At 61.9% G+C, this 12,099-nt stretch carries 9 protein-coding genes; 5 read left to right on the top strand and 4 right to left on the bottom strand.

Features of this window, described 5'->3' with window-relative positions; translation table 11 throughout:
- Positions 1–9 precede the first annotated feature (9 nt).
- A complete protein-coding gene (locus AB9K34_RS22915) occupies positions 10–603 on the bottom strand; it encodes a gamma-glutamyl kinase (protein WP_369956984.1) in 594 nt (197 codons plus the stop codon).
- Positions 604–797: 194 nt separating this feature from the next.
- On the opposite strand from AB9K34_RS22915, the gene recA reads away from it, so the two are divergent.
- The 3 genes from recA to AB9K34_RS22900 all read left to right on the top strand — a co-directional run bounded on the left by recA (position 798) and on the right by AB9K34_RS22900 (position 5,004).
- Positions 798–1,871: a recombinase RecA gene (gene recA / locus AB9K34_RS22910; protein ID WP_369956983.1), complete on the top strand. Its 1,074-nt coding sequence runs from the start codon at positions 798–800 to the stop codon at positions 1,869–1,871.
- A gap of 186 nt (positions 1,872–2,057) precedes the next feature.
- A complete protein-coding gene (gene alaS, locus AB9K34_RS22905; protein WP_369957119.1) occupies positions 2,058–4,715 on the top strand; it encodes an alanine--tRNA ligase in 2,658 nt (885 codons plus the stop codon).
- Between the two features lies 1 nt (position 4,716).
- Entirely contained in the window at positions 4,717–5,004 is a 288-nt protein-coding gene (locus tag AB9K34_RS22900; RefSeq protein WP_369956982.1) for a DUF1330 domain-containing protein, read from the top strand.
- Between the two features lie 78 nt (positions 5,005–5,082).
- Here the strand turns inward: AB9K34_RS22900 and typA are convergent, their stop codons facing one another.
- A complete protein-coding gene (gene typA / locus AB9K34_RS22895) occupies positions 5,083–6,903 on the bottom strand; it encodes a translational GTPase TypA (RefSeq protein WP_369956981.1) in 1,821 nt (606 codons plus the stop codon).
- Between the two features lie 85 nt (positions 6,904–6,988).
- The gene (locus AB9K34_RS22890) at positions 6,989–7,324 is read right to left on the bottom strand and encodes a multidrug efflux SMR transporter (RefSeq protein WP_369956980.1); all 336 of its coding nucleotides are present in this window, start codon (positions 7,322–7,324) and stop codon (positions 6,989–6,991) included.
- A 253-nt stretch (positions 7,325–7,577) separates the two neighbouring features.
- Here AB9K34_RS22890 and AB9K34_RS22885 point away from each other — a divergent pair, with 253 nt between their 5' ends.
- Both AB9K34_RS22885 and AB9K34_RS22880 read left to right on the top strand, forming a co-directional pair.
- The gene (locus tag AB9K34_RS22885) at positions 7,578–9,410 is read left to right on the top strand and encodes a calcium-binding protein (protein WP_369956979.1); all 1,833 of its coding nucleotides are present in this window, start codon (positions 7,578–7,580) and stop codon (positions 9,408–9,410) included.
- Positions 9,411–9,424: 14 nt separating this feature from the next.
- The gene (locus AB9K34_RS22880; protein WP_369956977.1) at positions 9,425–9,649 is read left to right on the top strand and encodes a hypothetical protein; all 225 of its coding nucleotides are present in this window, start codon (positions 9,425–9,427) and stop codon (positions 9,647–9,649) included.
- Between the two features lie 74 nt (positions 9,650–9,723).
- On the opposite strand, the gene AB9K34_RS22875 is transcribed toward AB9K34_RS22880, so the two are convergent.
- Positions 9,724–11,934, bottom strand: coding sequence for an NADP-dependent isocitrate dehydrogenase (locus AB9K34_RS22875; RefSeq protein WP_369956976.1), 2,211 nt, complete (start codon positions 11,932–11,934; stop codon positions 9,724–9,726).
- Positions 11,935–12,099: the final 165 nt, after the last annotated feature.

Below are 12,099 nucleotides of genomic sequence, written 5' to 3'. Positions count from 1 at the left end.
GCGAAGAGGTCAGCCGATACTCTCGTAGAGCTGGAACTCTTCGTGGCATTTGCGGCGGTATTTGCGCTCGACCTCGGGCGACAGGTCCAGGGCCATTTCGGGCGAAACATTCTCGCGCGTCAATTGAATTTCAATACCTAGTCGCTCCTCGAGAAACCTGTCGAGACGCGGCAGTTCCTCATATCGGAAAAGATGCGTGATCGCGGTACCGTTGGGATGGGCCCTGAGAAATTTGGCCTGGCTACCGACCGCGGCAAAGGCGGGCCGGTTACCCCGCATGTAGGCGAGCACGAATTCGTCGAAACTCATCCCGCGCGTGCTGCGTTCGGTATCGCGTAGATAGTCGCGTTGCCTGTACCTGTACCAGCTTCCCAGCCAGCTGATCGGCTCGCGCATGACCGCGAGAAGTTCCATTTCGGCGCCGCCCACATTGGCGAACATCGGCTTGAAGAACCGGCCGTAACGATTGACCGAGGCGTGTTTCAGCCCGGTCGGGTGCGAAACAACGATGTCGGCACGTTGCGACAACGCAGCGTGATAGGCCGTGGTGCCTGTTTTCGGAATGGCGAGAAACGCGAGGCGTTCTTTATGAAAAACAAGCATTTACCTGGAATATCTCCGGGGGTGGGCGACGAAATTAGTGGGTAAACTACTCTTTAATACCTTTGGGAAACAGTGGAAGCGGGAAAAATTCCGATTGAAATGTTCTCTTTTTGATCCTATCTGGAACAAGAGGTGAACAAAGCAGCGATTGCCGCCCGTCCGCGGGTGTGACAATAAGACAGGGAAACAGGACTATGGCGGATCTATTGACCATGAGCAGCAAGAAGAACGCGGACAAGCAAAAGGCGCTGGACAGCGCCCTTGCCCAGATCGAGCGGCAGTTCGGAAAGGGCTCGATCATGAAGCTGGGGGCCGAGGGCGCCATTCAGCAGATTGAAGCCAGTTCCACGGGTTCTCTCGGGCTTGATATCGCGCTTGGGATCGGCGGTTTGCCGATGGGCCGCATCATCGAAATCTACGGGCCGGAAAGCTCGGGCAAGACGACTCTCGCGCTGCACTGTGTCGCGGAACAGCAGAAGCGCGGTGGGGTCTGTGCGTTCGTCGATGCCGAACACGCGCTTGATCCTCAATATGCCCGCAAGCTCGGCGTTGATATCGACGAGTTGCTGATCAGCCAGCCCGATACCGGGGAACAGGCGCTTGAGATCACCGATACGTTGGTGCGGTCGGGGGCCGTGAACGTCGTGGTTGTGGACTCGGTTGCCGCCCTGACGCCGAAATCCGAACTTGAAGGTGACATGGGCGACAGCAGCGTCGGAGTGCAGGCCCGCCTGATGAGCCAGGCCATGCGCAAGTTGACAGGCTCGATTTCGCGCAGCAATTGCATGGTTATCTTCATCAACCAGATCCGCATGAAGATCGGCGTGATGTTCGGGAGCCCGGAAACCACATCGGGTGGCAACGCGCTCAAATTCTACAGCTCGGTGCGGCTGGACATTCGCCGTACAGGATCGGTCAAGGATCGCGACGAGATTGTCGGCAACACCACGCGGGTCAAGATCGTCAAGAACAAGGTCGCGCCGCCGTTCAAGCAGGTTGAATTCGACATCATGTATGGCGAAGGCATTTCAAAGATGGGCGAATTGCTCGACCTTGGCGTCAAGGCCGGTGTCGTGGACAAGTCCGGTGCCTGGATGAGTTACGGCGACGAACGTATCGGGCAGGGGCGTGAGAACGCCAAGCAATACCTGCGTGACAATCCTCATATCGCCTATGAGATCGAGGACAAGATCAGAGCGGCACATGGGCTGGATTTCGATATGCCCAAACCCGGCGACGCCAGCGACGAGGATGTGCTCGAGGCGTGATCGCTTTTTGCGAACCGGGGTGTGCGGGCGCGGTAGCTCGGCTCCTGAACGTGTGAGCGTGAGAAAATTCGGGGCGTGCCGATGGGCGCGCCTTTTCTTGTTGCCGGATGGCACATGGCGGCGGTGGACAGTGGCTGGGCTTGCGGCTATTTGAGTTGCCAGACCAGAACCGCCGAAAGCTTGACCATGCCCACGTTGAATGACATTCGCTCCACCTTTCTGAGCTATTTTGCCAAGCAAGGTCATGAGGTTGTGGAAAGCAGCCCGTTGGTGCCGCGCAACGATCCGACCCTGATGTTCGCGAATTCCGGCATGGTCCAGTTCAAGAACCTGTTCACCGGGGTCGAACATCGCGATTACAAGCGGGCCACGACGGCGCAGAAATGCGTGCGTGCCGGTGGCAAGCACAACGATCTGGACAATGTGGGCTATACCGCGCGTCACCATACGTTTTTCGAGATGCTGGGCAATTTCAGCTTTGGCGACTACTTCAAATCCGATGCGATCCATTTTGCCTGGGAGTTGATCACAAGGGATCTGGCGATCGACAAATCCCGCCTGCTGGTCACGGTCTATCACACCGATGACGAAGCGGCGGAGATCTGGAAAAAGGTTGCCGGCCTGCCGGATGACCGGATCATCCGGATCCCCACCAACGACAATTTCTGGCAGATGGGGCCCACAGGACCCTGTGGCCCCTGTACCGAGATTTTCTATGACCACGGTGAGCAGTACTGGGGTGGCCCTCCGGGGAGTCCCGAAGAGGATGGCGACCGGTTTGTCGAAATCTGGAACCTCGTCTTCATGCAGTACGAGCAGTTCGAGGATGGCAGCCGCCGCGAGCTTGATGCCCAGTCGATCGATACCGGCATGGGAATCGAACGGGTGGCGGCGCTGTTGCAGGGCACGAACGACAATTACGCCACCGACCTGATGCGCAGCCTGATCGAGGCCAGCGCGGATGCCAGCCATACCGACCCCGACGGGCCGGGCAAGATGCATCATCGGGTCATCGCGGATCACCTGCGCTCGACATCGTTCCTGATGGCGGACGGGGTGATGCCGTCCAATGACGGGCGGGGCTACGTGCTGCGCCGGATCATGCGGCGCGCGATGCGGCATGCGCATCTGCTCGGTGTCAAGGACCCGCTGATGTACCGTCTGGTGCCCGCTCTGGTGCAACAGATGGGCGCCGCCTATCCCGAGCTTGGCCGGGCGCAACCCCTGATCGAAGAAACCCTGAAACTCGAGGAAACCCGGTTCAAGCAGACCCTTGATCGCGGTCTCAAGCTGCTGGATGACGAAGTTGCCAAACTGCCGGATGGCGCGATGCTTCCCGGGAAGGCAGCGTTCAAGCTCTACGATACCTACGGTTTCCCGCTCGATCTGACACAGGATGCCCTGCGCGAGATGGACAGGGGCGTGGATACCGAAGGCTTTGATGCCGAGATGGCCGAACAGAAGGCCAAGGCGCGGGCCGCCTGGTCGGGCAGCGGCGAGGCGGCGGATGCAACCGTCTGGTTCGATGTTGCGGATCAGCATGGCACCACCGACTTCCTCGGATACGATACCGAGACCGCAGAGGGGCAAATCGTGGCGCTGGTGCAGGATGGCGCAACCGTCACCCAGGCCGGGAAGGGGCAGGAGGTTCAGATCGCGCTGAACCAGTCGCCGTTTTACGCGGAAAGCGGAGGCCAGGTTGGCGATACCGGAGAAATACGCACCGAGAGCGGCGTCGCGCAGATCACGGACACCCGCAAGACCGCGGGCGTGTTCGTGCATTTTGCAACGGTGGTCGAAGGCTATGTAAAGGTTGGCGAGGCCGCCGCCCTGACGGTTGATCACGCGCGCCGGACGTCGATCCGCGCCAACCATTCGGCAACCCACCTGCTGCACGAAGCATTGCGCCGCGCGTTGGGCGATCACGTGGCGCAGCGCGGCTCTCTGAACGCAGAAGATCGTTTGCGGTTCGATTTCAGCCATACCAAGCCACTGAGCGCCGAAGAACTGCAACAGGTGCAGGACGAGGTGAACAGCTATATTCGTCAGAATGCCCCGGTCGAGACCCGTATCATGACCCCGGATGACGCCCGCGAGATCGGCGCGCAGGCCCTGTTCGGCGAGAAATACGGCGACGAGGTGCGCGTGGTTTCGATGGGGCTTGACCCGCAGTCGGGCAAGGGCGGCAATGGCGCCACCTACTCGATCGAACTCTGCGGCGGCACCCATGTGCGCCAGACCGGTGACATCGGGGTGTTCGTGACCCTCGGCGATTCTGCATCAAGCGCGGGCGTGCGCCGGATCGAGGCGCTGACCGGGGCCGAGGCGTTTCGCTATCTGCGTGAACAGGACCAGCGGCTTTCGGAGATTGCGGGTGCCCTCAAGGCGCAGGCCGCCGACGTGCCCGATCGCGTGCGTGCTCTGATGGACGAGCGCAAGGCCCTGTCCAACGAGGTGGCGCAACTGCGCCGGGAACTCGCCATGGCCGGCGGCGGTCAGGCCGCACCCGAAGCGCGGCAGGTCAACGGTGTTCCGCTGGTGGCGCAGGTTCTGAGCGGTGTGACCGGCAAGGATCTTCCGGCCCTCATTGATGAGCACAAGGCCCGCATCGGCAGCGGTGCGGTGTTGCTGATCGCGGATGCGGGGGGCAAGGCCGCGGTTGCGGCGGGCGTCACGGGCGATCTGACGGACCGGCTGTCGGCGGTCGATCTGGTCAGGGCCGCGGTACAGGAACTGGGCGGCAAGGGGGGCGGCGGACGCCCCGACATGGCGCAGGGCGGCGGCCGGGATGCGGCTAATGCGGATGCGGCGATCGCCGCGGCGGAAAAAGTTATCGGAGGATAGGATGGGCGCACTCTGGATTGCACATGTGACGGTGACGGATGCCGACGCCTATGGAAAATACGCCGAGCTTGCCGGGCCGGCCATCGCCAGCCATGGGGGCGAGTTCGTCGCGCGCGGCGGGCGTTTCGTTCAGCTTGAGGGCAAGGAGCGCCCGCGCAACGTCGTGGCGCGGTTCCCGTCGGTCGAGGCGGCGGTGGACTGCTACAATTCGCCCGAATATCAGGCGGCACTTGACCACGCACGCGGCGCTTCCGAGCGCGAGCTGATGGTTGTGGAAACCAGCGACTGATCCGCCAAACGCGTTCGTTACATCACAACAGGCCGGGCAGATATGCCCGGCCTGTTTCTTGTCAGATTGCCGGTGGCGTCAACCGGCGGCCTTGGCGGCGCGTTTGCGCTCGTGCGGGTCGAGATGCCGCTTGCGCAGGCGGATCGCGTTGGGTGTGACCTCGACCAGTTCATCGTCGTCGATATAGGCGATGGCCTCTTCCAGCGACATGGTGATCGGCGTGGTCAGGCGCACGGCCTCGTCGGTTCCGCTCGCACGCACGTTGGTCAGCTTCTTGCCCTTGAGCGGGTTGACCTCAAGGTCATTCTCGCGGCTGTGCTCGCCGATGATCATGCCCTGATACACCTCGGCCTGTGCGCCGATGAACATGCGTCCGCGCTCTTCGAGGTTCCAGAGGGCATAGGCGACGGACTGGCCTTTCTCCATCGAGATCAGAACCCCGGCGCGGCGGCCCGGAATCGCGCCCTTGTGCGGCGCCCAGCCGTGGAACACCCGGTTCAGCACACCGGTGCCCCGCGTATCTGTCAGGAATTCGCCGTGATAGCCGATCAGCCCGCGCGACGGCACATGCGCGATGATACGGGTCTTGCCCGCGCCGGCCGGCTTCATCTCGACCAGCTCGCCCCTGCGCGCGCCGGTGATCTTTTCGATCACCGCGCCGGAATATTCGTCGTCGACGTCGATGGTGGCCTCTTCGATCGGCTCCATGCGCTGTCCGTCGATGTCGCGGAACAGAACCTGCGGGCGAGAAATCGAGAGTTCGAACCCTTCCCGGCGCATGTTTTCGATCAAGACGCCCATCTGCAATTCGCCACGGCCCGCAACTTCGAATGCCTCGCCGCCGGGGGTGTCGCTGATCTTGATCGCGACGTTGCTTTCGGCCTCTTTCAGCAGCCGCTCGCGGATCACGCGGGACTGCACCTTTTTGCCGTCACGACCGGCAAGCGGGCTGTCGTTGATGCCGAAGGTCACGGTGATGGTCGGCGGATCGATCGGCTGTGCGGGCAGCGCGTCGTCCACCGAGGGGGCGACGATGCTGTCGGCCACGGTGGCCTTGGACATGCCCGCGAGCGAGACGATATCACCGGCCTCGGCGGTTTCGATGGCCTGCTGGCTCAGTCCGCGAAAGGCCAGGATCTTGGTGCAGCGGAAATTCTCGATCAACGCGCCGTCACGGCTCAGCGCCTTGACCGTCTCACCGGCCTTGAGCGTTCCGCTTTCGACGCGGCCGGTCAGGATGCGGCCGATGAAAGGATCGCTGCCCAATGTGGTGGCGAGCATGCGGAACGGTTCGTCCTTGCGCGAAATCTGCGCCGGGGCGGGGACATGATCGACGATCAGGTCGAACAGCGCGGCCAGGTCCTTGCGCGGTCCGTCCAGTTCCATATCCGCCCAGCCGGACCGGCCAGAGGCATACATCGACGGGAAATCGAGCTGATCGTCATCGGCGCCGAGATTGGCGAACAGGTCGAAACATTCGTCCAGCGCGCGGTCGGGTTCGGCGTCGGGTTTGTCGACCTTGTTCAGAACCACGATGGGGCGCAGGCCGAGCGCGAGCGCCTTGGACGTCACGAACTTGGTCTGGGGCATCGGGCCTTCGGCGGCATCGACCAGCAGCACGACACCATCCACCATCGACAGGATGCGTTCGACCTCGCCACCGAAATCGGCGTGGCCGGGGGTGTCGACGATGTTGATCCGGGTGCCTTTCCACTCGACCGAGGTGGCCTTGGCCAGGATGGTGATCCCGCGCTCGCGTTCAAGGTCGTTGCTGTCCATGGCCCGTTCGGTGGTGGCCTGGTTGTCCCGGTAGGTGCCGGATTGTTTCAGCAGTTCGTCCACCAGCGTGGTCTTGCCGTGGTCCACGTGAGCGATGATTGCGATATTGCGCAGGTCCATGAGGTCAGCCTTTGTACGGGAATTGCCGCGCGCATAGCGCGACACGCCGACAATGGCCAGAGTAAATCCGTGATTTACGTATGGTTCAGTGGCTGGCCGTATTCGAAAACAGCTGGATGATCACGATACCGGCGATGATCAGGGCAAGGCCCGCCATGGCCGCGAGGTCGAGTTTTTGTCCGAACATCACCAGCCCGATCAGCGCGATCAACACGATGCCAAGGCCGGACCAGATCGCATAGGCGACACCGACCGGCATGAATCGCAACGCCAGTGCCAGAAGATAAAAGGCCGCGCCATAGCTGATCACCACGATGATCGACGGGCCGATGCGGCTGAACTGCTGGCTGGCCTGCAACGCGGTGGTGCCGATGGTCTCGGCGACGATGGCCATGAACAGATAGAGATAGTGGATTGGCATCACGATACCCTGATTTTGCGAGGCTCTTTCCCATCGCGTCTAGACCGGCTTGCACGACGTGACAATGACCTATCGCCACGGTTGAATCCATGCGGGAATCTGTGCTCTCTGGCGGTGTTGATACATGATCAACAGATTGGTCTGTATGTGGTGAAACCAACTGACCGATGGAGCCGTCCCGGGTCCAGATGCCGGTCCTGGCCACGTGTCGGGCCGGCAAGTCGGCGTGAAGAGCTTTGAGAGGCTGCGAAAGATGGAATTGAGACAACGGGGTGCGGTGGTAACGATTGCGTCTGCCGGGTACGGAGCAGGGGGCACCGACCCCGAGATTGCCGTTCTGCCCAATGGCAACCTCGTCATGGTCTGGTCGGAAGTCCTGCGCCGATCCACGGATCGGTTCGAGGACACGGATGGCGCCGTTTTCATGCGCGTCCTGGACAGCGACGGAGTTCCGCTCGGCGAGATTGTGCAAGTCAACAGCTCGTCCATCTTCGTGCAGGACAGGCCGCAGGTGCTTGTTCTGTCCGATGGCAGCTTTGCGGTCGGGTTCACCCACACCGCGCAATATGGCGACCAGCCCACGGATCAGGACGTGTTCGTCAAGTTCTATCAGCCCGACGGATCCGCGATCACCGGTTTCGCTATTGATGTGGTGGCGGACACGCCCTCGGGGATATCCGGACAGCCGACCGAGATGCAGGTGCTGCATCGCATGGTGGAACTCAGCGGCAATCGCTTTGCGGTGATCCTGACCGAGCCCGCGTCGGCGGCTCCCGCCGGATCGAATTACGGGACATATATCTACGATACGGGCGGATTGCTGCGAGCGCGCCTGACCGTTGACGTCGACGACATGGTGCAACTCAGTAGCGGCAATATTTTGAGTGCTGCGCAGTTCGCGATGCCGGACGGCTCTGATACGCATCATATCCGGCTCGTGCTGAGCGATAGCCGCTTTGAAGGTCCGGACGGTTTTGTCGGGGTTTACGATCCGCTGACGTTTTACGTTAACGCCACGCCCGGGCGGGATATCGCGGAAAACAGCCTTGAACTCGCGGCGCTCGGCGGTGGCGGATTTGCGCTCGCCTATGTCGAAGAGCGGGGGCGCGGCACATCGGTCATCAATCTCAAGCTGTTTTCGGCGCAAGCGGTGCAGGAATTCGCCGCGGCTCCGATCCCGCGCGAGATGCGCTTTGACAGCGAGCATGGCGAATTCGACATGCTGGCCTTGTCAGGGGGCGGTCTCGCTCTGGCAATGGTCGTTCCGGATGCGTCCGGGGCGGCAAGGAACATCGAGCTCCTGCTCTTTGACGAGAATGGCCGTCCGCAAGGTGACGAGATCACGGTCGGGTTCTCCGACGCCGGGGCACAGGGCATGCCGTCGCTTGCGGAATTGCCGGACGGGACCATCGCGCTGGCCTACACCGACCAGGGTGCGATGGACGGGAACCCACTTCAACTGGCCTTCTTTCACGTCTCGCAACCGCGGGCGCATCTTGCCGGCACCGGGGGCGATGACAATCTTGGCGGGCTGGCGGGTGCTGACCGGATACTCGGGCTGGCCGGTGATGACGAGATCGACGGGCGCGCGGGCAACGACATTCTGCGGGGCGACGAAGGGGCGGACAGGCTGTATGGCCGGGCCGGTCATGACACCCTGCGCGGTGGTACCGGTGACGATCTGTTGAAAGGGGGCGCCGGCAATGACGGCATGAGCGGCGGCGCGGGCGCGGATCGGCTGTTTGGCGAGGCCGGTCGCGATATCATGGGCGGCGGTGGCGGCAATGACCGGTTGTTCGGAGGTGGCGGTGATGATGTGCTCATAGGCGGAGGCGGCAGCGATGTGATGTCCGGTGGCGCCGGGCGCGATACGTTCGTCTTTGTCAACGGCAACAGGGGGCGGGACACGATCGGCGGATTCTCTGCGAGCGAGGATGTGATCCGGATCGAACTGCGCGGTGCCAGCGCATCCGAACTGGAGGTTGCGTCTGGCAGGGGAGACACCATGATAACGCTCGGGACCGTCGATATTGTCCTGTCGGACGTCCTGCTGGATGAAGCGGATATCGTGTTCCAATTCATCTGATCCCGCCGGGGCCGATGCGTGAAACGGTGGCGATCTGCGTGCTGGTCGGGCGTGTCAGCGCCTGTGGCAAGGCCAGCCCGGACCTCGCCGAACGCGGATCGGCCCGCAACGCCGGGGCGACGGAGGTTGCGGCGCGCGAACGGCAGATCGAAGCGTCAGACGCGCGATTGAACCGAGTCCCCAACCCGGCCAGTCCGGGATGTCAGCAGGGGTTTGAGGGCGAAGTGGCCTGCATCTGAGCGGATCAGCTTTGAACCGGTCAGTCGATCGTGATGCGCGCGCCGCGACGTTCCGGGCGCGCGCAATGTCCTGTTTAGCCGATGATGCCGTTCAGGGTGGCACTTGGGCGCATGACGGCGTTCAGCTTGTCGGGAACCGCCTTGTAATAGCCGCCGATATCCGCCGCCTGTCCCTGCACCGCGGCGAATTCCGATACGATTGCCGCTTCGCCATCGGCCAGCGCCTGAGCGACCGGTGCAAACCGGGCGGCGAGGTCGGCATCCTCGGTCTGTGCCGCGAGTGCTTCTGCCCAATACCGCGCGAACCAGTAATGGCTGTCGCGGTTGTCGGGCTGGCCAACCTTGCGGCTGGGGCTGCGGTCGTTATCCAGAATACCCTGTGTCGCGGCATCGACCGCCTTGCCGAGCACCGCCGCCTTGGCATTGTTCTTGCGTTCGGCGAGGAAGGAAATGCTTTCGCCCAGGGCACAGAACTCGCCCAGGCTGTCCCAGCGAAGGTGATTTTCCTCCAGCAACTGTTGAACGTGTTTGGGCGCCGAGCCGCCGGCACCGGTTTCAAACAGCCCGCCACCCTGCATCAGTTTGACGATCGAAAGCATCTTGGCCGAGGTGCCAAGCTCCAGGATCGGGAACAGGTCGGTCAGATAGTCGCGCAGCACGTTGCCGGTGATCGCGATGCTGTCTTCGCCCTTGCGGATCGTTTCCAGCGTGAGGCGGGTGGCCTCGCGCGGGGCGAGGATCTGGAACTTGTCGGCAACGCCCTTGGCGTCGAGGATCGCCTTGACCTTGTCGATCAGCACCGCGTCATGTGCCCGGTTTGCATCCAGCCAGAAGATCGCCTGTGCGCCGGTCGCTGCCTGACGGTCGATGGCAAGCTGCACCCAATCCTCGATCGGAGCCTGTTTCGCGCTGGACGAGCGCCAGATGTCGCCCGCCTCGACCTCGTGCGTGTGCAGCACGTCGCCATTTGCCGCGATCATGCGGACGGTGCCCGCCACGGGGATTTCGAATGTCGTGGGGTGCGAGCCGTATTCCTCGGCCTTCTGCGCCATCAGGCCGACATTCTGCACCGTGCCCGACGTCGCCACGTCCAGTGCGCCGGTTTCCTTGAAATAATTGATTGTCTCGTCATAGACGGACGCATAGCAACGATCTGGGATGACACATTTGGTGTCGGCCTCCTTGCCGTCCGGTCCCCAGCACTTGCCGCCGGCGCGGATCACCGCAGGCATCGACGCGTCGATGATCACGTCCGAGGGCACGTGAAGGTTGGTGATGCCCTTGTCGGAATTGACCATGTACATCGGCGGTTGCGCCTTGAGCGCCGCCGCGAGATCGGCTTTCAGTGTTTCATCGTCGGCGATGCGGGCTTCGATATCGCCGATTCCGGAATTCGGGTTCACGCCCAACGCATCGAGCGTGTCGCCATGCCTGGCAAAGAACTCTTCGAGATAGACCGAAACCGCGTGCCCAAAGATGATCGGGTCGGAGACTTTCATCATCGTTGCCTTCATATGCAACGAGAACAGAACGCCCGGCTCCATGTCGGAGATTTCATCCTTCAGGAAACTGCGCAACGCAGAGGCCGACATGAATGTCGCGTCAACCACGGTCCCTTCGGCGAGTTGAACGCCCTCTTTCAGAACGGTCTCGCTGCCATCCGCTGCGGTCAATACGATCCTGGCGGCACCGGCCTGATCCGCGCTAATGGTCGTGGAGGTTTCGTTGGCATAAAAATCATCTGCGGGCATCGACGCGACATGCGTCTTGCTGTCCGCGCTCCACGCGCCCATGCGGTGCGGGTTGGCCTTGGCATAGTTCTTGACCGCCTTGGCCGCACGACGGTCAGAGTTGCCTTCGCGCAGGACGGGGTTCACCGCAGAGCCCTTGATCGCGTCATAGCGCGCCCGAACGTCTTTCTCCTCGTCGGTGGCGGGTTCTCCGGGATAGTCGGGCAGAGCATAGCCCTTGCCCTGCAACTCCTTGATCGCCGCGACCAGTTGCGGAACTGATGCCGAGATGTTCGGCAGCTTGATCACATTGGCGTCGGGGGTTTTCACCCATTCGCCCAGTGCGGCAAGGTCATCGTCCTGTTTCTGCGCGTCGGTCAGGTAGTCCGGAAACGCCGCGATGATCCGGCCGGCCAGCGAGATGTCGCGGGTATCGACCGTGATATCGGCGGCTTTGGCGAAAAAGCGCACGATCGGAAGCAGCGACGCGCTCGCCAGTTCGGGCGCTTCGTCAACGGTTGTATAGACAATATCGATGTCGGAGAGGTCTGCCATAGGGTCTGCCTTTCGAGCCTTTGGGTCAAATTCAGGGGCGATATAACTGATCCCGACAGCATCTTAAAGTCCTGTATGCCATGGTATACAGATTTTGTCGCGGATTCGGAGCGACACTTGATCCTTCTTCGTCTGACAGAGAAATTTTCAACAAACGGTTTTCAA

This window comes from Sedimentitalea sp. XS_ASV28, assembly GCF_041224545.1.
In the GTDB taxonomy this organism is placed as follows: domain Bacteria; phylum Pseudomonadota; class Alphaproteobacteria; order Rhodobacterales; family Rhodobacteraceae; genus Sedimentitalea.
Note: the sequence above shows the minus strand (reverse complement) of the source record. Positions and strands in the feature narration are given on the sequence as shown.

Excerpts from the sequence above, each read along its gene's own strand:
- AB9K34_RS22915 (WP_369956984.1), bottom strand. The coding sequence starts at position 603 with ATGCTTGTTTTTCATAAAGAACGCCTCGCGTTTCTCGCCATTCCGAAA.
- recA (WP_369956983.1), top strand. The coding sequence starts at position 798 with ATGGCGGATCTATTGACCATGAGCAGCAAGAAGAACGCGGACAAGCAA.
- alaS (WP_369957119.1), top strand. The coding sequence starts at position 2,058 with ATGCCCACGTTGAATGACATTCGCTCCACCTTTCTGAGCTATTTTGCC.
- AB9K34_RS22900 (WP_369956982.1), top strand. The coding sequence starts at position 4,717 with ATGGGCGCACTCTGGATTGCACATGTGACGGTGACGGATGCCGACGCC.
- typA (WP_369956981.1), bottom strand. The coding sequence starts at position 6,903 with ATGGACCTGCGCAATATCGCAATCATCGCTCACGTGGACCACGGCAAG.
- AB9K34_RS22890 (WP_369956980.1), bottom strand. The coding sequence starts at position 7,324 with ATGCCAATCCACTATCTCTATCTGTTCATGGCCATCGTCGCCGAGACC.
- AB9K34_RS22885 (WP_369956979.1), top strand. The coding sequence starts at position 7,578 with ATGGAATTGAGACAACGGGGTGCGGTGGTAACGATTGCGTCTGCCGGG.
- AB9K34_RS22880 (WP_369956977.1), top strand. The coding sequence starts at position 9,425 with ATGCGTGAAACGGTGGCGATCTGCGTGCTGGTCGGGCGTGTCAGCGCC.
- AB9K34_RS22875 (WP_369956976.1), bottom strand. The coding sequence starts at position 11,934 with ATGGCAGACCTCTCCGACATCGATATTGTCTATACAACCGTTGACGAA.